The organism is Brachybacterium sp. J153, assembly GCF_036311905.1.
GTDB lineage: Bacteria > Actinomycetota > Actinomycetes > Actinomycetales > Dermabacteraceae > Brachybacterium.
The window spans coordinates 26015-45172 of the sequence record NZ_JAZDCH010000026.1 but is presented as its reverse complement, the minus strand read 5'-3'; the positions used below and the strand labels follow the sequence as shown (position 1 = coordinate 45172).

Sequence of the window (19158 nt, the reverse complement as noted above, 5' to 3'; positions counted from 1 at the left end):
GTACCGTGGCCGGATGAGCACTGCATCCCCCGCCGGCGTGGTCGTGGTCGGCTCGGCGTCGGTGGACCTCACCGCCGCCTCGACCCGGCGGCCCGCCCCCGGTGAGACCCTCCTCGGGGAATCCTTCTCCCTCGTGCTCGGCGGGAAGGGCGCGAACCAGGCGATCGCCGCGAGCCGCGCCGGGGCGCCGACGCGCTTCGTCGGCTGCGTCGGCGAGGACGACTTCGCCACCGTGGTGCGGGACGGTCTCGCGGAGGCCGGGGTCGACCTCGCGCATCTGCGCACGGTGCCGGGGCGGACCGGGATCGCGCACATCCGCGTCGACGCCGACGGGGAGAACGACATCGTGGTGGTGCCGCTCGCCAACAGCTGCCTCACCGCGGAGCAGGTCGACGCCGCGCTCGCGGAGGGCACCGCCCGGGTGCTGCTCACCCAGCTGGAGATCCCCACCGAGGTGGCGCTGCACGCGCTCGCGGCCGCGCATCGGCGGGGCGTCTTGACGATCCTCGATCCTGCCCCGGCCCCGGCGCAGCCGCTGCCCGCGGAGCTGTGGCCGCTGCTCGACGTCGTCACCCCCAATGAGACCGAGGCCGAGCAGATCACCGGCGCGGCCGATCCGGAGGCCGCCGCTCACTGGTTCCTCGCGCGGGGGACGCGGGCGGCGCTGATCACGTGCGGCGCGGCGGGCAGCCTGCTGGTCACCGCTGCGGGGACGACCGAGATCCCCGCGCGAGAGGTCGAAGTGGTCGACACGACCGCGGCCGGGGACGCCCTCGCGGGCTACCTCGCGGCGCGGCTCGCGGCCGGGGACGAGCTGGCCGCGGCGGCACACATCGCCGCGGTCGCGGGCTCCCTCGCGGTGACGCGGCGCGGCGCCTCCCCCAGTATCCCGGCGGCCGACGAGGTCCTCGCCTGAGGCTCAGGCCTCCCGCTGGCCCGCCGCGAGATCCAGCAGGTGGTCGAGGACGCCCTCGCCGCTCGCGCGCAGGCCGTTGTGCTCGTACTCGCTCGTGACCCAGGTCCGCAGGCGCGGCAGCAGGGCGGCCGTGGCGAGGGACTGCTCGCGGGGCACGTACGCGTCGTCGTAGTAGACGGCGGCGGCGCCCGGCACGTCCGCGGCCCGCAGCGCGTCCGCGTCGTACAGGCGGGGCCACTCGTGCGCGGCGAGGAGATCCGCCGCCTCCGCCCAGGGCGCGAGCTCGGGATCCTCGGCGAAGAGGTTACGGTGGATGTGCTCCCCGCCGAGCAGCGTCGGATCGTCGGCGACCTCGCGGGGCATCGTGCGATCGGCCGCCCAGCGGGTCGCGACGCCGTCCGCCCAGCAGGACTCGTGGATCACCGCGTACAGCGGGTTGCGGCCGCCGAAGGGCAGGGCCGCGGCGAGGTCGTGCGCGAAGGCCGGCGAGTCCGGGTCCAGCTCGAGGAGGAGGTGCAGCCGCTCCTGCCCCTGGGAGGCGCCGAGCAGATGGCCGAGACGGCGCAGCCGCTCCACGCCCACCCGCTGTCCGTCCGGGAGGCGGAGCGTGCCGGCCGCGGCGCGGTCGGCGAGGGCGCGGAAGCGGTCGCGGTCCCCGGGGAAGCGCGCCCAGAACCGCTCGCTGCGCGGGATCATCCCCGCCCAGGTGGTGGCGTAGATCGCGTCCATCCCCGGCCCCACCGTCGGCAGCCCGCCGGTGAACAGGGCCTTCTCCACGGAGCCGGCGTGCGCGGAGAGATAGCGGAGCGTCGTGAAGCCGCCGAAGGACTGGCCCAGCAGCGACCAGCGCTCGACCCCGAGGTGCTCGCGCAGCAGCTCGGCGTCGCGAGCGATCGCGTCGGCCCGGAAGAGGGTCAGGTACCGCGCCTGCTGGTCGGGAGTCGCCTCGCGCAGGGTGCGGGCACCGGGGATCGCGCCCTCGGGCAGCGGGGCGTCGGGGCCGACGGGCGTCGAGCGCCCGGTGCCGCGCTGGTCGAGCATCACCACGCGGTGCTCGCGCAGGGCGCGCGGGAGCCAGGGCGGGGTGCCGGGGCCGACGGGGCGCGGCGCCTCCGAGCCCGGTCCGCCCTGCAGGTACACCAGCAGGGGTCGGTCCTCCCCGCCGGGCGCGGCGACGATCCGGGCGAAGAGCTCGAGCCGCGGGCCGGCCGGATCGGCGTGGTCCAGCGGGACGGGGAGGGTGAGGTCGCGCAGCACCAGTCCGGGCTGCGACCAGGTGCTCTCGCTCATCGGGGCTCCTCGTCGAGGGTGGTCGAGCCGGGGAAGAACTCCCACTCGAAGGTGTGCAGCGTGCCGGGATGATCGCCGCGGCGGAGGGCGCTGCCGACGAGCACCTCGGAGTAGCGGTGGAACACCCGGTCCACGCCGTAGTAGCTGATCGAGCCGAAGTACTGCGACTCGAGGGGGACGTCGCCGATGGCGATGATCTCGAGGTCCTCGGGCAGCCGCAGTCCGGCCTGCATCGCCGCCATCTGCAGCGACAGCGCCTGGTATCCGGTGAAGCAGACCACCGCCTCGGGACGGTCGGGGCCGGTCAACCACTCCTGCCCGCTGGTGTACGCGGCGAGACCGCCGGGTTCGATGATCCGGGCGAGGGTCGAGGGGTCGTCCCCCGCCTCCCGGGCGGCGTCGAGGAAGGCCGCGGCGCGCGGATGGCTGAGCACCGCCTCGGGCGCCGCACCGATCCGCTGCACCAGGAGGTGGACCCGGTCGTGGCGGGCCCGGAGCCGCAGGAACGCCTCGCGCATCGCCCGGTACGGGGTCGAGGAGATGACGTCGAAGCCCTCGGGCTCCATGATCCCGGAGAAGGCGACGATGCCGCTCTGCACCGAGGCGGCGAGACGGCGCACCCGGTCGGGTGCCCCGGGGAACCGGTCGATCGAGGTCACGAACGCCGCATCGGCCGAGGCGGAGGAGAGGTACTCGAACCAGCGCTCGTCGGCGAGGACCAGGGTCGAGAAGTCGTGCTCGAGGGCGTCGGCGGCGACCTGGTTGGTCAGCTGCACGCCCCAGGGATCGGCGAGGTCACCGAGGGCGAGGACGATCCCGCCGCCGCGGCCGGTGCGCATCGCCTGCGCATTGCGGTTGGGGACGTAGCCGAGCTCCTCGGCGGCGGCCCGCACCTTCGCCTTCGTCTCCCGGGAGCCGGACGAGCGGGCCGAGCCGCGACCGGACAGGACGAAGGAGGCGGTGGCCGGGGAGACGCCCGCGGTGCGCGCGACCTCCGCGAGGGTCACGGGGCCCCGGCGAGGTGCACGCTGGTCAGACGACATCGATGCACCTCTCAGGTCCGTGGCCTCCGTTCGACAGAGCCTCACCTTACCCGGGCACGGGGTCTGGCGCGGGGCCGCTCCGCGGAGGAGGATCGGGCGCATGAGCGCTCCCGAGATCACGGTCCGTCCCCTGCCCGTCGTGCGCCTCGCCGCGCTCCGCGTCGCGGTCCGCGAGCAGGCCGCCGTGGGCGAGGTCGTCGGCCCGCTCTTCGCCCGCGTCGAGCATGCGCTCGAGGTCGCGGGCCTCACCCCGCAGCTGCCGATCGCCGCCTACGCGATGGATGCGACGGGACTGCAGGTCACCGTCGGCTTCACCGTCGACGGCGAGGTCCCCGACGGGCTCGAGACGGTGGACCTGCCCGCCGCGGAGGAGTCCCTCTGCCTCGTGCACGTCGGCACGATGGAGGGCATCGGCGCGAGCTGGGGCGCCCTCCACGAGGCCGTCGCGGCGCGCGGCCGCGAGCCCGTCTGGCCCTCCCGCGAGGTCTACGTTCGCTCCGAGGGAACGGACCAGCGGGACTGGCTGACCGAGCTCCAGCAGCCGGTCGCGAGGCCTAAGGTGGACGGAGCCGGGCGATCGCCCCGGCCCGATCGAACCCAGGAGGCATCATGAGCACCGAGGACACGTTCGAGAACAGCAAGGACAAGCTGAGCGGCGGCCTCAAGGAGGGCGTCGGCAAGCTGACCGGCGACAAGGAGGTCGAGACCGAGGGCAAGGTCCAGCAGGGCAAGGCGGACCTCGCCGACAAGGTCCAGGACGCCAAGGACACCGTCAAGGGCGCCGTCGACGGACTCCGCGGGACCCCGGACGACTCCGCCCGCTGACGATCACTCCGCCGCGTCCGCCCGGCGCACCGCCTCGAGGTGCGCCGGGCGCACACGGTCCACGGACTCGTCCACCTCGTGGTGATCGCGCAGCCAGCGGACGACGAACGGGCACACGGGGACGATCCGGTGCCCCGCCGCGACGCTCGCGGTGAGCGCCTCGCGGGTGAGGACGCCCGCCAGACCCCGCCCGCCGAACGCCTCGTCGACCACCGTGTGGTGGAAGATCCGCTGGGCCGCAGGGTTCTCTGGGTCCTCGGCGAACTCCGTGTAGAGGGAGAACCCCGCCTGGACGCCGTCGACGAGGAGGTCGAAGCGGTGGTGCTCGGGTTTGTCGCGGACGATCACGTCTTCGCTCATGCGGGGTCCTCCTCCAGAGGGGTTGCCTGCACGGTAGGCAGAGCCGGGGCGGGCGTCAATCGATCCTCGGGCGGCGCCCGGCGGAGGCGATGCCGAGCCACGTGTGGCGGTTGTTCCACCAGCACCAGCCGAGCTTCGGCGCGTCCCTCCGCTCCGTCCCGTCGCGGCCGGTGCCGTTGCTGATCCACAGCGCCGGGGTGCGGGAGTCGAGCTGACCGCTCGCCTTCCGGATCCGGGAGCCGATCGTCATGAAGCAGTGGTTCCGCTCGAGGACCTCCGGCACCTGCAGCACCCAGAGCAGGCCCTCGGTGAGCAGCATCGGGCTTCGCCCGACGGCGGTGATCGCCTCGAGCGCCTCGGCCGGGGAGGCGTTCTCGAACTCGTCACCGCGGTCCGGGGCCTCGACGAGGTGCAGCGGGCCGTCGGGCAGCTCGACGCCGGTCGGGGCGAAGGCGTCGACGTCCGTCATGTCCTCGACGACGAAGCCGGGCCTCTCGCCACGGCGCATCATCGGGGCGAGGGCCGACGGCCGCGCGAGCGCGGGATCGAGGGCGAGCAGCGCGTCGGTGCGGTCGGCGCCGGCGCGGACGGCGGCATCGGTCAGGGCCTCGGCGGGGAGGCCGGCGAGGGTGTGGAGGTCCAGGGCGATCAGGCGCTCGGCCTGGGCAGCGAGGGTGGGCAGGGCGGTGTGTGCGGCGATGGGAGCTCCTCCGGGTGGGGTGGCGCGGGGTAGTCCTCAACGGCTCCGCGGCCGGCCGTATTCCCGCGGGATGCGAGGTCCGCGGCCGGGTGCGCGAGACGATCCGCCGCACCCTCCGGCGCGCCGGCTGACCGGTCGTCATCCCCGACGTCGCCGCGTCCCCCGCGCGAGATCGCGGAGCACCTGCTCCGTCCGCTCCCAGCCCATGCAGGCGTCGGTCACCGAGCGGCCGCGGACCAGGCCCGCCGGACCCGCGGCGACGTCGAGGGACTGCGCGCCCTCGAGGAGGTTGCTCTCGAGCATCACCCCGGCGATCGCGGCGCCGTCGTGCGCGACCTGGTCGGCGAGCATCGTCGCCACCTCCGCCTGGCGCACATGGTCCTTGCCGCTGTTGCCGTGCGAGGCGTCGATGATCAGCCGGGCGGGCAGGCCGTGGGCCGTGAGCGCCTCCCCCGCCTCCCGCACCGGGCCCGGGCCCCAGTTCGCGCCGCCGGCCCCGCCGCGCAGGATCAGCGAGGTGTCCGGGTTGCCGGAGGTCGCCACGAGGCTCGCCCGTCCGTCGGCCCCGATGCCGAGGAAGGTCTGCGGGGCGGACGCGGCCCGGATCGCGTCGAGCGCGACCTGGATGCCGCCGTCGGTGCCGTTCTTGAAGCCGATCGGCATCGACAGCCCCGAGGCGAGCTGACGGTGGATCTGGGACTCCGTGGTGCGCGCCCCGATCGCGCCCCAAGAGACGAGATCGGCGATGTACTGCGGGCTGATCGGCTCGAGGAACTCGGTCGCGCAGGGCAGGCCAAGGGCGTCCACCTCCCGCAGGAAGGCGCGGGCCGTGCGCAGCCCGGTCTCGAGGTCGTGCGAGCCGTCGAGGTGCGGGTCGTTGATCAAGCCCTTCCAGCCGACGGTGGTGCGCGGCTTCTCGAAGTAGGTGCGCATCACGAGGAGCAGGTCGTCCTCGAGGACGGGCCGCAGCGCGGCGAGGCGGCGGGCGTACTCGAGGCCCGCCTCCGGGTCGTGGATCGAGCAGGGGCCGACGATCACGAGCAGCCGGTCGTCGTCGCCGCGGAGCACGTCCCGGATCCGGTCGCGGTGGGCGACCACGCCCGCGGGATCGGCAGGGAGCTCCGCGAGCAGCTGCTCCGGGGCGGGCAATGGGGTGATCCGCTCGACGTGTCGGTCGACGGCGGTGGGGGTGGCGAGAGCGGTCATGGGTCCTGTCCTCTGGGGGGAGAGGCGGACCCGATGCTCAGAGCCCGCCGGGAATGGCGAAGGGCAGAGCGGATGCTCTGCCCTTGTCGGCTCTGGAGAGGGTTGGCGCTACGCGGCGACCGGCCCCTCCGGAGCCGACATCGCATAGAACTGCCAACGCTTCTGCATGGGAGGGACCCTACACGTCTCCGGCGCCCGCGCCATCCCGGGAGTCGAGGCGGAGAAGTGAGGCCAAGCCGTTCGACCGGAGGGTCGGACGGCGTGCAGGGTCGGCGCGTAGGCTCGGGGCATCGCACGGGAGCCGTGCGTCCACTCGACCGAGGTGGTCCGCAATGAGCACCGACGAGAAGTTCGAGAACAGCAAGGACAAGCTGGGCGGCCAAGCCAAGGAGGGCCTCGGCAAGCTGACCGGCGACAAGGAGACCCAGGCCGAGGGCCAGGCCCAGCAGGGCAAGGCCGACGCGAAGGACAAGCTCCAGGACGCCCGCGACACCGTCAAGGGCGCGCTGAACGGCCTGGACAAGAAGGACTGATCGCCGCCGGGCCGAGGCCCGAGGCACGTCTCCGTCGATGAGGGCGGCTCCATCGGGTGGGGCCGCCCTCGTCGCGCGTTCCGGCGTCACCGCCGCGCGGAGCCACGGGGCTCACGGCCACGGCGACGCTCAGGCAGGATCCTCGAGCATCTCCAGCGCGCCGTACGCCTCGACCAGCACCTCGACGGTGCCGAGATACCGGACCGCCTGCCCGTCCGGGAGCGGCTCCCGCTGCAGCAGCCCGTAGGCGGCGAGCGTGCCGAGGTCGCGCTCCACCTGCCAGTACCGGTTGATCTCGTCCATGTCCGGGTCGCCGGCGGGATCGGCCGGCACCAGGCCCTGATCGAGGGCGATGCGGATCGTCGCCGGGAGCAGGAGCCCGCCGGGCGCGACCGTGTGCAGCAGGGCGGTGAAGGTGTCCGAGCCGCCGAACAGCCCACCCTCCTCACCGCCCTGTCGAAGGCTCTCAAGGACCAGCAGCACGATCACGGCGCGGGCGAAGCGGACGAAGGCCACCGGATCCTCGGACCGCGCCGCCGCGGGCACCATCCCCTCTCCCGGCACGACCTCGCCGCCGCTCACTCTGAGCCACTTCCCGGCGATCAGGGAGTTCCAGGGGCCGACGATCGCCCCGATCTCGCGCATCGAGACCGGCTCCTGCTCGTCGAGGTCGAGGTCCATGGCCACGGCGAGCGCGCGCACATCGGCCGGGTCGAGCTCGCCCGTCGAGGTGAGCGGACGGCCGGGGCCGATGAGCTCGAGCAGCGTCGCGGCCCTGCGCACCAGGGGGATCCGCGCGAGGGATTCGGCCGCGTCCCGCGGGTCCTGGTCCACCGCATGGACCAGGTCCTCGTGTCGCAGCCCGTCCTGGGGGAGGAACCAGGGCCAGCCGGTGCGCGCGGCGGCGCCGGCGGGCGCGGAATCCTCGGCCTCCGGTGCCGGGGCGGCGGAGAAGACGACCGACAGGTCGACGGGGTCGGGGTGGTCGTCTCGCGAGCTGTACGTCTCCCTCATGACGTCCATGATGACGGCGCGCCGTGCCGGAGGCGACCGCCGGGAACGCGAGGGGTCAGCGCTCCTTCGGGGTGCGGGTCTCCGCGCTGATGAACCAGACCTGCTGCTCGAGCTTCTCGATGATCCCGTGCAGGATGTCCGCGGAGGTGGGGTCCGCCTCGTCCACCTCGTCGTGGACCGAGCGCATCGTGCCCACGGTCCCCTCGATGGACGCGGTCACGAGGTCGATCGCATCGTGCGTGAGCACCTCGCCCTGGGGGAACTCGGGCAGCGTGCTCTGCTCGGCGACCACCGCCGGACGGGCATCGGGCGCGGCGTGGAGGGCACGCATGCGCTCGGCGACGTCGTCGGCGCTCGCCCGGGCGATGGCGACCACCTCGTCGAGGTTCAGATGCAGATCGCGGAAGTTCGGGCCCACGATGTTCCAGTGCGCCTGCTTGCCCACCAGGTGCAGGGCCGTGAGGTCGACCAGGAGTGCCGTGCAGGCCCGGCCCCATGCTTCCGAGCCGCGTGCCTGTGCTTCCGGTGCCGCGCGCCTCGGCTCGTGGCCGCGGCTGCGAGCCCGGCGCCTCGCACCCTGGGCCTCGAGGCCCGTTCCTCGCCCCCGGTCCTCGCCCCCGGTCCGCGAGCCATGGTCGAGTACTGGCGTATGGCGTACCAGTACGCCTATATGGGCGTAGCGGTACGCCACACGCCATCACCTGACCACGTGCGGCACGCACCCGCGGCGGGACGATGCCGGGGCGGCCGTCGACCGTCTCAGATCTCGATCTCGCGCCAGTCCTCGGTGCGCAGCTGCAGCACGAAGCGGGAGCCGGGACCCTCGTGGACCGGAGCGACGCCGTCGCCGAGGTCGAGCGCGGCCAGCGCCTTCTGCAGCGGCTCCGGCTTCACCTCGACGCGCTCGAAGGAGACCAGCTCGATCGTGGGCAGGTCGGTGAGGCCGGGCTGCTCGGTGGTGCCCCAGTCGATGAGGAAGGGCACGCCGTAGTTGCGCGGGGCGCGGGCCTGCGTGAGCCGCCACTGCAGGAGCTCGCCGTCGGCCGCGGTGCGGGAGAGGTCCTCGACGGGGCCGGGATCGACGCCGGAGGCGCGGGAGCGCTCGGCGACCTGGTCGATGCCCTCGGGGTGCACGGCGTAGGTGATCAGGGTGGGGCGCTTCAGCCGGTTGATGCTGAAGGTCTTCGGCAGCTCCTCCCCCGCGCGCTCCGGGTCGGGGCCGATCAGCTCGAGGTAGTGCGGGCGTCGCTCGCCGCCGACGGTGAGGGCGACCAGGGCGTTCGCGGTGCCGGTGGGGTGGCTGCCGCCGGGTGCGGGGGTGACGCCGGTGAGCTCGCGGAACCACTCGACGGTCTCGGCGAGGTCGGGGCCGGCGATGACGATGTGGTCGAGCAGGTGGGGGACGGACATGATGCTCCTTCGCCCGGGGTGGGGCGGGTGTGCCCAGCCTGCCACCTCGTGCGGACGGGAGGAGCATCGGCCGCGTCGGCGCGGTCATAGGCGTCGACGTGTCCGGGCACCACGAGCGGGGCCCGTTGCCCTCCCCCTCGCCGCGCAGTACCGTCGAGATCAGCTCCACCCGTCTGCCGACGGGCCGCCCGCCCGCTGGTCAGGCACAGTCCGCGGAGGGCGCCCGGGCAATGCGTCCCGGCACCCTTCCTTGGTCATGGGCGCTCCGTTCGCCCACCATTCCAGGAGGTCGCCAGGCCATGACATGGAAGACGGGCGAGGATCCGATCCCGGAGGCACGCGCGGCCCTGGACCGGCTGCGCGACCGGGTCGCGGGCGAGGTCGTGGAGCCCGGCCATCCGGACTATGACGCGGCGCGGGCCGTGTGGAACGGGCGCGAGGACCGCTTCCCCTACCTGGTGGTGCGCGCCGCGACGGTGGACGACGTGCTGCCCGTGCTGGAGGCGGTGCGGGAGACGGGGCTGCCGCTCGCGGTGCGCGGCGGCGGGCACTCCGTCGCGGGGCTCGGCACCGTCGACGACGGGATCGTGCTGGATCTCGGCGCGCTGCGGGAGGTCACCGTCGACCCCGCGACGCACCTGGTCACGGCCGCGCCCGGGGCGCGGGTCGGGGACGTCGACGCCGCGACTGCGCCGCACCGGCTCGCCGTGCCGCTGGGCACCGTCCCCTCCCCCGGCATCGCCGGGATGACCCTCGGCGGCGGGGTGGGCTGGCTGTCGCGAAAGGCCGGGCTCAGCCTGGACCGGCTCGAGGCCGCCGACGTGCTCCTCGCCGACGGCCGACGGGTGCGCGCGAGCGAGGAGGAGCATCGGGACCTGTTCTGGGCCCTGCGCGGCGGGGGCGGGAACTTCGGCGTGGTCACCGCGTTCACCTACCGGGCCGTGCCGATGCCGGAGACGGTGCTCGGAGTGAGCCTGTACTACCGGCGAGCGCAGTGGCGGCGCGCGCTCGGCGCCTTCGAGCGCTGGAGCCGCGACCTGCCCGACGAGCTCGCCGCGGTGGTCTCGATCGCCTCGCCGCCACCCGGGGACGGGTTCGAGGACGCTCCGTGGCTGGCGATCCACAGCGTCTGGATCGACGAGGACCACGCCCGCGGCGAGGCGCTGATCGGCGCGCTGCGCCGCGCGCTGCCTCCGGACCGCGAGATCAGCGGGCCGGTCAGCTGGGAGGCCTGGCAGGGCGCGCGCAGCGAGGCGGTGCCGACCGGGGCGCGCGGGATCTGGCGCAACGCGAGCTTCCGCCGCCTGGACGAGGAGGTGCTCGACGCTCTCGCCGCAGTCGCCGAGGCGCTGCCCGGGCCTGGCGCGAGCCTGGAACTGCACCTGCTCGGCGGGGCGTTCGCCCGCGTGCCGGAGGGCGCGACCGCCTTCCCGCACCGCGGCGGGCGGCTCATGGTCTCGATCCATCTCGCCTGGCAGGACCCCGGGGAGGACGCCCGCTTCCGCGCCTTCGCCGAGCGGGCCGCAGCCGAGCTCGCCCGGCTGCGGGAGCGCGGCGAGTACGTCAACTTCCGCTCCATCGAGCGGACCCGGCCCGTGCCCGAGGTGACCCGCGAGGCGTACGGGGCGGAGACCTACCGGCGCCTGCAGCGCATCAAGCAGGTCTACGACCCGGGGAACATGTTCCGCCGCACCCTCAACGTGGCGCCGTAGCGGTCAGGAGATCCGCAGCCCCCGCCACCGGTTCACTGCGGCGTGGATCTCGAGCGCGCGCGGCCGGGCGAGATGGCCGGGATGGCCGCGGTGGGGCGAGAGGGTCTCGAGGCCGCTGTTCTCGATCCGGTCGACGAGCAGCTGGACCGCGTCCTCGAGCGGGAGCGGGCTGTCTTGGGCGAGCAGGTCCGCGAGGCGGTCCAGGGCGTGGGCGACGGCCTGGGTCTGCGCAGGGTCGAGCAGCTGGGAGACGGCGGAGAGGTCGAGGTGCTCGCGGCCGAGCCGGATCGTCGTGCGGCCGCGGGCGGAGGCGGGCTTGCGGGCGCCCGCCGGGCGGAGGGAGCCCGGGTTCGGGATCCGGGGCCGCGGCGCGGTGAACACCGGACCGGTCGCGCGCGGTGCCTCCTCGGCGAGGGCGCGGGCCTCGGCGGTGACGTCGCGGGGGACGTAGGAGTCCATCGCGATCACGTGGTCGGCGACGTCGAAGAAGGCGCCGGAGCCGCCCGCGACCAGCAGGGTGGAGACCCCGCGCTCGGTGAGCAGGGGGCGGACGCGATCCACGAACGGGGTGATCGGCTCGCGGCCGGCGGGGATCAGCGCGCGCATCCGCGCATCGCGGAGCATGAAGTTCGTGGCGGAGGTGTCCTCGTCGATCAGCAGCGCCGAGGCGCCGGCATCGATCGCCTCGACGAGGGAGGCCGCCTGCGAGGTGGAGCCCGAGGCGTTCGCGGTGGTGAAGGAGCGGGTGTCGATACCTGAGGGCAGCCCGCTGATGAACGGGGAGATGTCGACGCCGGTCACGGCACGGCCGTCCTCGGCGCGGATCGCCGCGGCATCGGCCCGGGTGATCACCCACTCGCGGCCGTCGCCGCCGCGGTGCGGGTGGATGCCGCGCTCGAGGGCGCGCAGCAGCGTGGACTTGCCGTGGAAGCCGCCGCCGACGATGACGGTCACCCCCTCGGGGATGCCCATCCCGGTGACCCGTCGGCCGCTGGGCAGATCGATCTCGACGCGCAGCGAGGCCGGGCTCTCGAAGGGGATCGCGCCCTCGGTGAGCGGCAGGTCGGAGTCTCCGGAGCGGCGGGGCAGGATCGCACCGTCGCCGACGAGGGCGACGAGCCCCCGCCCGGCGAGCCGGTCGCGCAGCGCTTCCTGGTCGCGGTGGAGGGCGACATGGGCGCGCAGCGCCTCGGCGTCGTGGCGGGCGTGGAACAGGACGGCCTCGGCGATCCGGGGCAGGTCCTCGGTGAGCAGGCGCGCAGCGCGTCGGCCCTGGATGCGGCGGCCGGAGGCGGGCAGCTCGGCCGCGAGGCGCGCCTCGATCCCGTCCTCGGTGAAGGCGATGGTGGTGCGCTCGAGCACCTCCTGGCCCGGGGCGCCGACGTCGACCCGCTCCCCGCTGTGCGAGGCGGCCTCGGTGAGCGCCCGCGCCAGGAAGTCGGAGGTCGCGACGCGTCCGCGCCGGTCGGCCAGCAGGTCCTCCGGGAAGCCCGCCGCGGCCCGGTCCACGACCAGGCGCATCAGCGACGGCGGCGCGAAGGGGTCGGCCTGCACATGGTCGATCATGAGACGGCACGATCCCAAGTCGTAACTGCCGCGCAGCTGCTTGTAGGAGCCGTAGCCGCGGCCGTCGAGCGAGGCGAGGAGCTGGGAGAGGCGGGCGGAGTCGGAGGTCATCGCCGGCCATGCTAGGGGTGCGCATGCCCCGCCGACGGCCGTCGTCACGAGAACAACGTCGCGACGTACTCGACGCTCACCGACCAGGTCCGGGCCGAGGAGGAGAACGTGCTCGTCCTCGACGGCGGCGACCTGTTCCTCCGCAGCGAGTTCGAGCAGCTCACGGACTATCAGCGCACCCTGAACTTCCCGTTCCTGTGCGGGAATTTGGTGCACGAGGAGACCGGGACGCTGCTGCCTCTCGAGACGGCTGCGTCTCCGGCCCGGGGGCCGTCACTTCTTCGCGGACTTGGCGTCCTCGTCGAGTTCGGTGACGTAGGCGGCGAAGATGTCCTGGCGCAGCGAGTCGATCTGCTTCTTCAGGGTCTTGCGCTGCTTGGCGGTCGAGCCCGGAGCGGCCAGGAGCTGCGCAGCGCGCGAGGCGGAGTCGAGCTTCGCGGACCAAGCGGCCGCCTTCGCGGCCTCCTGCTCGTCATCGGCCGACTCGGTCAGCAGCGTGACCTGCTCGCGGAGGGCATCGAGCGTCGCAAGCATCGCCTCGGGCGTGGCCTTGTCGTGGCGCATCAGCTTCTCGAGCTGCTCCTTCACGTAGTCCCAGACCTCGGGGTTGTCCCTCAGCATCTGAACCAGCCGGATCACGAACGGCGTGGCCATGCCGAGGAAGGAGATCGCCATCTTCAGCCCGCCGCCCTTGGTCTCCACCTGTGCGCTCTTCTTCGCCGCCATCGCTGCTCCCCTCGTCGAGTACAGCGTCACGATACGGCGTGGGCCCGACGGGATCCGGGAGGCCGGCGACGGGCTGTACAAACGCCGCGCATCGCTCGTGGTCACTCGTACGTGGCGACGAACTGACTCAGCGTACGGATCGTCGACGGTGGCGTCCCGCCCGCGCCGACGAACTCCTGCCAGAGCGCCTTCGCCTCTTCCATCGTGACGAGGCCCCTCCTGCGAGCCAGACGGAGCAGACGCCATGTTCCGACGCACTCGATCGGCTTCGCCCAGGACATGGCCGCGCGGTCGTCCGTCACGAATACCGCGCGGAGCCTCCGTTTCTGGATGAGCGTGATCGACTCGGCCTCGCCCAGATGCTGTTGGGGGTGGTCTCCCGGCGATGCCATCTGGCGGCGGAGCTGTCGGATCGCCCTGGGCGATGGAAGTTCACGAGGACCGACGTGTCGTGGAAGAACAGCAGGGGCGCGTCGGTCACCGGTGATCAGCCGATCAGCTCGGCGAGCGCGTCGTCGGAGAGCTCCTCGGCGGCCGCCGGTTCGTCCACCTCGAGGGACGTCACGGGGACGCCGAGCATCCACGCGAGCGTCCCCTTGCCGACAGCACCCTCCGCGATCTGCTCGAGGTGCGCCTCCTGGAGCCAGGTCGGGAAGCGTCGCTCCCCCGCGTCCCGCATGCGCCGGGTGATGGGATCGCCGACCTTCGCCCTGGTCCAATGTCGGCGCAGCAGCTTCTGCGTGCTCCACGTCAGGACCTCGGCAACCTCGGCCGACGGGGTGAGCTCCAGCTTCTTCAGCCTCCGTGACAGAGCACCGGTGGAGATGCCCCAGGTCCAGACGAGCTCGGCGACCTCTGCAGGACGGATTTCTGCCCAGTCGATCTGCTGCAGTGTGACGGCAGGCAGCAGCAGCTCGGCGGCGAAGGCGTTCGCCTCACGCTCCTTCACATCGGCGAGCGCGGTGCCCGGGACGACGCCCTCGTGCCTGAGCGCGAGATGTCCCAGCTCATGGGCGAGCGACCAGTTCTCGTGGAACCAGTTGCCGCTCTCAGGCAGCAGAATGACCGGCCGCTCCTCGACGAGGAACGAATAGGCGGTGCTGGGGCCGTCGATCCGGACCACATCGACCTCGATCTCCGCCAGACGATCGACGAACGGCCGCACGAAATCGGGATGGAGAAGGCGCCGGATCCCCTCGACGTCCGACGGGAGCTCGAGAGGCGCTCGCACCGGCGAGATTTGCGCGTAGGCGAGCCGCACGTCGGCGAGCGGGGAGTGGTCCTCGTCGAGGCCGGCGACGCTGCGCGCCCCCGTGTCGTGGTCGAAGGAATGGCGCGCGGCGAGCACAAGGCGATGAGGATCCGGCGCCCCGGTGATCAGCTCGTGCACGTCCGCATCCAGCACCTCTGCGATGGCGGCGAGCTCGACAGCAGCGAAGCCTCGCTGGTCGCGGAGCGCACGGGAGAGCGCGTCGGGAGTCATCCCGACGCGCTGGGCGAGCTCCTTCTGCTGCATCCCTGCGCCGTGCATCGCCGCACCGACACGGCCGCCGATCGTCGTCATGCCTCTACCGTACGCCCCGATTGGGATTATCCCAATCGCTAAGTGGACGTGGTCACGCGGGGGGGGGTCAGAGGTTCCCGTCCCGGTACAGCGCCAGAAGAAGCTCCTGCACCTGCGCCGAGTGCTCGATGACGGTGTACGTCTCCCCGGAACCCCTGGTGCGCTCGACCTCGACCACTCCCAGCAGCTCTCGCGCCAGCGACGGCGTTCCCTTCGACGGGCGGCGAGCCGGGCCTCGACCCACCGACCGTCCCGCCGCGGGTCAGTGCGAGCGCAGCACCGCGTTCGCGATGAGGAGGTCGAGCCGGCGCACGTCGATGTGCCGGCCGACGGAGATCTTGATCTGTCCCGCCCGCGTCCACAGCTCGATCTCGGCGTTGACGTCGAGTGTGCCGGCGTTCTCCGAGGACCACATGTTGATCGAGGAGTAGGGCAGCGAGTAGATCTCGACCTTCTTGCCGCGGAGCCCCTGGGCGTCGCGCACGATCAGCCGCTTCGTCGTGAACACGGCGGAGTCGCGGAACGTCTTGTACGCCGCGATCGCGCGCTCTTCGGGCACGAGCAGCGCCGTGACGTCCTCCGGGATCGGGCACTCCTCGACGAAGGTCCACGACGTGATGGCAGAAACGGATGCGTCCAACTCAGAGTCCTCCAGCTCTCGGGCGGCGCGCGTGCGCCGCGGTGATGAGAGGAACGATAGGGGCAGGCGCCCACGGACGACGCGGACCATGCCTCCGATGTCCCCCGCTCCTGCGATGATCGGCTGATCACCGCCCCTGCCCGGAGAGGACCGTCGTGGGACTGCTCGATCGCCTTCGCGGCCGCACCTCGGACGTCGTCAGCGACTCCCCCGCCCCGGCCCCCGGGCCGCCGCGCTTCGCGGTGATCGACGTCGAGACCACGGGCCTGGACCCCGCGCGGGACCGGATCCTCGAGCTCGCGATCCTGCGCGCGGACGAGCAGGGCCGCCCGATCGACCAGTGGGTGACGCGCCTCCACCCGGACGGCCTGGTGCGCGCCACGCACATCCACGGCATCACCGATGCCGACGTCGCCCACGCGCCCCGTTTCGCGGACCTCGCCCTCACGATCGGCAGCGCACTGCAGGGCCTCGTGGTCGTCGCGCACAACGCCGAGTTCGACCTCGGCTTCCTGCGGGCGGAGCTCGAGCGGGCCGGTCTGCCGATGCCGCGGATCGGCAGCTACTGCACGCTGCAGGGCAGCACCGTCTACCTCCCGCAGCTGTCGCGGCGCACGCTCGCGGAGTGCTGCGCGGCTCTCGGGGTGCCGCATCAGCAGGCGCACTCCGCGCTCGGCGACGCCTATGCGGCGCGGGGCTGCTCGAGCGGTATCTCGCGATGGACCGGCAGACGGGCTACGACGCCCCGCTCACCGCCTCGCGAGCGCTGCGGAGCATGGCCGACGGGCCGGGCGTCGCGCCGACGGCGGGCCCGTCGGTGCCGTCGCCGGAGACGGGGCCCGAACAAGGGACGCCCGCACCGTCGGCGCCCGAGCCGGACGCGGCCCCGGAGGTCCCGTCGCCGGAGCAGCCGCGCGACGGGGTGGACCTCTCCCCCACCGCGATCCGGGTGTGGGCGCGGGAGCAGGGCATTCCCGTCGGCGACCGGGGGCGGCTGAAGGCCGAGCTGGTCGCGCAGTACTGTGCGGCGAAGGGGCTGGCGGCGACCGAAGCGGAGGAGCCGCCAGCACCGGCACCTGTTGCCGCACCGTCGCCCACGCCCACTCCGCAGCCGGGCCAGGTTCTGAGCCGGATTCGGGCCGGAAGCGGTTCAGAACCTGGCCCTAATCGCCCGCGGGCCGTCGGCGGCACCACGGCCCCGCTCGTCATCACCGACGAGTTCGCCGCCGCGCTCGAGCACCTCCATGCCGGGCACCACCTGTTCCTCACGGGCAAGGCCGGCACCGGCAAGTCGACGCTGATCAGGCACTATCTCGAGCAGACCGACCGCTCCACGATCACGGTCGCTCCCACCGGCATCGCGGCGCTGAACGTGGACGGGTACACGATCCACCGCCTGTTCTCCTTCCCGCTCGGGGTGAGCGAGGAGCACGTGCGTGGCGGCTCCTACTACCCGTCGCGGTTCGCGAGCGCGCTGAAGGAGCTGGACACGCTGATCATCGACGAGGCGTCGATGGTGCGGGCGGACCTCTTCGATGCGCTCGCTGCGGCGCTCGAGCGGTTCGGGCCGCGGCCCGGCACGCCCTTCGGCGGGGTGCAGCTGGTGCTCGTCGGCGACCTGTACCAGCTGCCGCCGGTGGTGACCGATCACGAGGCGGGCTGGATCGAGGAGCGCTACGGCACGCCGTTCTTCTTCTCCGCCCGCTCCTTCGACGAGGAGACGTTCCCGGTCGTCGAGCTGTCGACGGTCTTCCGCCAGCAGGGCGATGACCATCTCGTGGACCTGCTGAACGCGGTGCGGGAGGGCAACCTCCTCGAGGAGGCGCGGGCCGAGCTGAACCGTCGGACGGACCCGGACTTCGAGCCGGACCTCGACGAGTTCTGGCTGACCCTCGCGACGACCAACCGGATCGTCGGTGCCCGGAACCGGCAGATGCTCGAGCGCCTCCCGAGCCCGGAGCGCACCTTCCGGGCGCACGTCACCGGGGACACCGACGGCTTCGAGAAGCCGACCGACGAGGCGCTGCGGATCGCTGTCGGCGCGCAGATCATGCTGCTCACGAACGATCCTCTGGATCGCTGGGTGAACGGCACGCTGGGGCGCATCACGGAGATCGCCTCGGATGCCGACGGGCCGGTGATCACCGTGCTGCTGCGCGACGGCCGCACGGAGCAGGTGCGCGAGCACACCTGGGAGATCACGCGTCCGGGCGTCGAGGGCGGGTCGCTCGTGCACCGGGTGGTCGGCACGTTCACGCAGCTGCCGATGAAGCTGGCCTGGGCGATCACGATCCACAAGTCGCAGGGCCAGACCCTGGAGCGCGTGGTCGTGGACCTCACCGGCGGCACCTTCGCGAACGGGCAGCTGTACGTCGCGCTGTCGCGGTGCACGAGCCTCGAGGGCCTGGTGCTGAAGCGCGAGGTGCTGCCGCGGGACCTGAAGACCGATCAGCGGGTGCGGCGGTATCTGTCCAGCGGGGCGGGGAGCGCGTCGTCGCTCGGCGAGGCGTATCTGTCGGTCCTCACGGTGGGCACGACCGGGGACCGATGGCGGCCGCGGCCGGTGGAGATCGCGGTGGTCACCGACGACGGGGACGAGGTCTCCACGGTCATCAACCCCACCAGCGACCTGTTCTCCGCGCGGGACGAGTTCTGCCTGACCACGCGCGACGTCCTGCTCGCCCCGCTGCTGGCGGAGGCGTGGCCGGCGCTCGGCGCGCTGCTCGCGGGCCGGGTGCCCGTCGGCGTCGGCGTGGACACCCAACTCGCGCAGGTCGACTTCGAGCTCAAGCGCAACGGGATCGTCGAACAGGTGCCGCTCGGGCTCGACGTGCCGTCCCGGCTGCTCACGGCCGACGAGCGCCGCCGCGCATCGGCGCCGACGGCGCTCGAGCGCGCCCGGGCCGTGCGCGATGCGGTCACGCGAATGCGGTCTGCCGGGGAGGAGCTGGTCGGGACCGGGGACACGTTCCGCCAGGCCGTCACCGGGCACGGCTATCTGCTCGCTCGCACCACGGGCGCGGAGGGGACGAGCGCGCCGACGGGCTTCCTCGTCGGCGGGAGCCTCGGCGCCGAGGACGACTCCGCCGCCGTGCTCGCACGCCTGCTCGAGCGCACCTTCGCGCGCGTGCCCGCGCCGGACGCGGAGGTGATCGAGCGGCTGCACGCAGTGGAAGAGCACTTCGGGGTGCGGGTCCTGCCCGCGGGCTTCGAGGCGACAGGCCCGATCAGCGCGGCCGACGTGCTCGTGCCGGGCGCGAAGGTCTGCTTCTCCGGCACCGTCCACTCACCCCGGCACGGATTCCTCGAGAAGGCGGAGCTGCACGCCATGGCCGAGGCGCGCGGCCTCGTCCCCGTCCCGACCCTCACCAAGACCCGGACCGACGTGCTCGTCGTCGCCGAAGCCGGCTCTCAGTCGACCAAGGCGAAGAACGCCGCGAGGTGGGAGAAGCCCGTGCTGACGGCGGAGGAGTTCCTGGAGTGGGTGGGATGAACCGCAGCGACGAGGCGAGGCCTGGCGTGGACGATACGGACGGCGACGA

Annotated in this window: 20 protein-coding genes; 7 read left to right on the top strand and 13 right to left on the bottom strand. The window is 73.1% G+C overall.

What is annotated here, in order from left to right; translation table 11 throughout:
• Nucleotides 1–13 precede the first annotated feature (13 nt).
• Nucleotides 14–916, top strand: coding sequence for a ribokinase (locus V1258_RS12870; protein ID WP_329750060.1), 903 nt, complete (start codon nucleotides 14–16; stop codon nucleotides 914–916).
• A 3-nt stretch (nucleotides 917–919) separates the two neighbouring features.
• On the opposite strand, the gene V1258_RS12865 is transcribed toward V1258_RS12870, so the two are convergent.
• On the bottom strand, nucleotides 920–2206 hold the full coding sequence (locus V1258_RS12865; protein WP_329750059.1) for an alpha/beta fold hydrolase: 1287 nt from the start codon (nucleotides 2204–2206) through the stop codon (nucleotides 920–922).
• The gene (locus V1258_RS12860) at nucleotides 2203–3249 is read right to left on the bottom strand and encodes a LacI family DNA-binding transcriptional regulator (RefSeq protein ID WP_329750058.1); all 1047 of its coding nucleotides are present in this window, start codon (nucleotides 3247–3249) and stop codon (nucleotides 2203–2205) included. Before V1258_RS12860 ends, V1258_RS12865 begins: the two co-directional genes overlap by 4 nt.
• Nucleotides 3250–3349: 100 nt before the next feature.
• On the opposite strand from V1258_RS12860, the gene V1258_RS12855 reads away from it, so the two are divergent.
• Together V1258_RS12855 and V1258_RS12850 are read left to right on the top strand one after the other, a co-directional pair.
• Nucleotides 3350–3862, top strand: a complete 513-nt coding sequence (locus tag V1258_RS12855) for a GyrI-like domain-containing protein (protein WP_329750057.1) — start codon at nucleotides 3350–3352, stop codon at nucleotides 3860–3862.
• Nucleotides 3859–4074, top strand: coding sequence for a CsbD family protein (locus V1258_RS12850; RefSeq protein ID WP_329750056.1), 216 nt, complete (start codon nucleotides 3859–3861; stop codon nucleotides 4072–4074). The genes V1258_RS12855 and V1258_RS12850 overlap by 4 nt, the downstream gene beginning before the upstream one ends.
• Before the next feature lie 3 nt (nucleotides 4075–4077).
• Here V1258_RS12850 and V1258_RS12845 read toward each other — a convergent pair whose 3' ends face one another.
• From V1258_RS12845 to V1258_RS12835, 3 genes are all read right to left on the bottom strand, one after another.
• Nucleotides 4078–4434, bottom strand: a complete 357-nt coding sequence (locus tag V1258_RS12845) for a GNAT family N-acetyltransferase (RefSeq protein WP_329750055.1) — start codon at nucleotides 4432–4434, stop codon at nucleotides 4078–4080.
• Nucleotides 4435–4489: 55 nt separating this feature from the next.
• A complete protein-coding gene (locus V1258_RS12840; RefSeq protein WP_442878628.1) occupies nucleotides 4490–5038 on the bottom strand; it encodes a DUF5701 family protein in 549 nt (182 codons plus the stop codon).
• 234 nt (nucleotides 5039–5272) lie between these two features.
• Nucleotides 5273–6340, bottom strand: a complete 1068-nt coding sequence (locus tag V1258_RS12835; protein WP_329750054.1) for a 3-deoxy-7-phosphoheptulonate synthase — start codon at nucleotides 6338–6340, stop codon at nucleotides 5273–5275.
• A 332-nt stretch (nucleotides 6341–6672) separates the two neighbouring features.
• Between V1258_RS12835 and V1258_RS12830 the strand changes: the two genes are divergently transcribed.
• Nucleotides 6673–6873 carry a CsbD family protein gene (locus V1258_RS12830; RefSeq protein WP_126985003.1) on the top strand — a complete coding sequence of 67 codons (201 nt, stop codon included), beginning with the start codon at nucleotides 6673–6675 and terminating at the stop codon, nucleotides 6871–6873.
• A gap of 129 nt (nucleotides 6874–7002) precedes the next feature.
• On the opposite strand, the gene V1258_RS12825 is transcribed toward V1258_RS12830, so the two are convergent.
• From V1258_RS12825 to V1258_RS12815, 3 genes are all read right to left on the bottom strand, one after another.
• Nucleotides 7003–7887, bottom strand: coding sequence for a hypothetical protein (locus tag V1258_RS12825; RefSeq protein ID WP_329750053.1), 885 nt, complete (start codon nucleotides 7885–7887; stop codon nucleotides 7003–7005).
• A gap of 55 nt (nucleotides 7888–7942) precedes the next feature.
• Complete coding sequence (locus tag V1258_RS12820; protein WP_442878627.1) at nucleotides 7943–8548, bottom strand: Dps family protein; 606 nt, start codon at nucleotides 8546–8548, stop codon at nucleotides 7943–7945.
• A 98-nt stretch (nucleotides 8549–8646) separates the two neighbouring features.
• Nucleotides 8647–9297, bottom strand: a complete 651-nt coding sequence (locus V1258_RS12815) for a VOC family protein (protein WP_329750052.1) — start codon at nucleotides 9295–9297, stop codon at nucleotides 8647–8649.
• Nucleotides 9298–9596: 299 nt separating this feature from the next.
• Between V1258_RS12815 and V1258_RS12810 the strand changes: the two genes are divergently transcribed.
• Nucleotides 9597–11009: an FAD-binding oxidoreductase gene (locus V1258_RS12810; RefSeq protein WP_329750051.1), complete on the top strand. Its 1413-nt coding sequence runs from the start codon at nucleotides 9597–9599 to the stop codon at nucleotides 11007–11009.
• A 3-nt stretch (nucleotides 11010–11012) separates the two neighbouring features.
• Here the strand turns inward: V1258_RS12810 and V1258_RS12805 are convergent, their stop codons facing one another.
• From V1258_RS12805 to V1258_RS12785, 5 genes are all read right to left on the bottom strand, one after another.
• Nucleotides 11013–12686: an ABC-ATPase domain-containing protein gene (locus V1258_RS12805; RefSeq protein WP_329750050.1), complete on the bottom strand. Its 1674-nt coding sequence runs from the start codon at nucleotides 12684–12686 to the stop codon at nucleotides 11013–11015.
• Nucleotides 12687–12959: 273 nt separating this feature from the next.
• Entirely contained in the window at nucleotides 12960–13412 is a 453-nt protein-coding gene (locus tag V1258_RS12800; protein ID WP_329750049.1) for a hypothetical protein, read from the bottom strand.
• Nucleotides 13413–13513: 101 nt separating this feature from the next.
• A complete protein-coding gene (locus tag V1258_RS12795) occupies nucleotides 13514–13804 on the bottom strand; it encodes a hypothetical protein (protein ID WP_329750048.1) in 291 nt (96 codons plus the stop codon).
• A gap of 95 nt (nucleotides 13805–13899) precedes the next feature.
• Nucleotides 13900–14976 carry a helix-turn-helix domain-containing protein gene (locus V1258_RS12790; protein ID WP_329750047.1) on the bottom strand — a complete coding sequence of 359 codons (1077 nt, stop codon included), beginning with the start codon at nucleotides 14974–14976 and terminating at the stop codon, nucleotides 13900–13902.
• 262 nt (nucleotides 14977–15238) lie between these two features.
• Nucleotides 15239–15616, bottom strand: coding sequence for a PH domain-containing protein (locus V1258_RS12785; RefSeq protein WP_329750046.1), 378 nt, complete (start codon nucleotides 15614–15616; stop codon nucleotides 15239–15241).
• A gap of 155 nt (nucleotides 15617–15771) precedes the next feature.
• Here V1258_RS12785 and V1258_RS12780 point away from each other — a divergent pair, with 155 nt between their 5' ends.
• Both V1258_RS12780 and V1258_RS12775 read left to right on the top strand, forming a co-directional pair.
• A complete protein-coding gene (locus tag V1258_RS12780) occupies nucleotides 15772–16614 on the top strand; it encodes a 3'-5' exonuclease (protein ID WP_329750045.1) in 843 nt (280 codons plus the stop codon).
• A complete protein-coding gene (locus V1258_RS12775) occupies nucleotides 16539–19109 on the top strand; it encodes an AAA family ATPase (RefSeq protein WP_329750044.1) in 2571 nt (856 codons plus the stop codon). The genes V1258_RS12780 and V1258_RS12775 overlap by 76 nt, the downstream gene beginning before the upstream one ends.
• The last annotated feature ends 49 nt before the right edge of the window (nucleotides 19110–19158 follow it).

Coding starts and splice junctions, on each gene's coding strand:
- V1258_RS12790 (WP_329750047.1), bottom strand. CDS start 14,976: ATGACGACGATCGGCGGCCGTGTCGGTGCGGCGATGCACGGCGCAGGG.
- V1258_RS12800 (WP_329750049.1), bottom strand. CDS start 13,412: ATGGCGGCGAAGAAGAGCGCACAGGTGGAGACCAAGGGCGGCGGGCTG.
- V1258_RS12865 (WP_329750059.1), bottom strand. CDS start 2,206: ATGAGCGAGAGCACCTGGTCGCAGCCCGGACTGGTGCTGCGCGACCTC.
- V1258_RS12805 (WP_329750050.1), bottom strand. CDS start 12,686: ATGACCTCCGACTCCGCCCGCCTCTCCCAGCTCCTCGCCTCGCTCGAC.
- V1258_RS12825 (WP_329750053.1), bottom strand. CDS start 7,887: ATGAGGGAGACGTACAGCTCGCGAGACGACCACCCCGACCCCGTCGAC.
- V1258_RS12855 (WP_329750057.1), top strand. CDS start 3,350: ATGAGCGCTCCCGAGATCACGGTCCGTCCCCTGCCCGTCGTGCGCCTC.
- V1258_RS12830 (WP_126985003.1), top strand. CDS start 6,673: ATGAGCACCGACGAGAAGTTCGAGAACAGCAAGGACAAGCTGGGCGGC.
- V1258_RS12850 (WP_329750056.1), top strand. CDS start 3,859: ATGAGCACCGAGGACACGTTCGAGAACAGCAAGGACAAGCTGAGCGGC.
- V1258_RS12810 (WP_329750051.1), top strand. CDS start 9,597: ATGACATGGAAGACGGGCGAGGATCCGATCCCGGAGGCACGCGCGGCC.
- V1258_RS12845 (WP_329750055.1), bottom strand. CDS start 4,434: ATGAGCGAAGACGTGATCGTCCGCGACAAACCCGAGCACCACCGCTTC.
- V1258_RS12795 (WP_329750048.1), bottom strand. CDS start 13,804: ATGGCATCGCCGGGAGACCACCCCCAACAGCATCTGGGCGAGGCCGAG.
- V1258_RS12815 (WP_329750052.1), bottom strand. CDS start 9,297: ATGTCCGTCCCCCACCTGCTCGACCACATCGTCATCGCCGGCCCCGAC.
- V1258_RS12860 (WP_329750058.1), bottom strand. CDS start 3,249: ATGTCGTCTGACCAGCGTGCACCTCGCCGGGGCCCCGTGACCCTCGCG.
- V1258_RS12835 (WP_329750054.1), bottom strand. CDS start 6,340: ATGACCGCTCTCGCCACCCCCACCGCCGTCGACCGACACGTCGAGCGG.
- V1258_RS12870 (WP_329750060.1), top strand. CDS start 14: ATGAGCACTGCATCCCCCGCCGGCGTGGTCGTGGTCGGCTCGGCGTCG.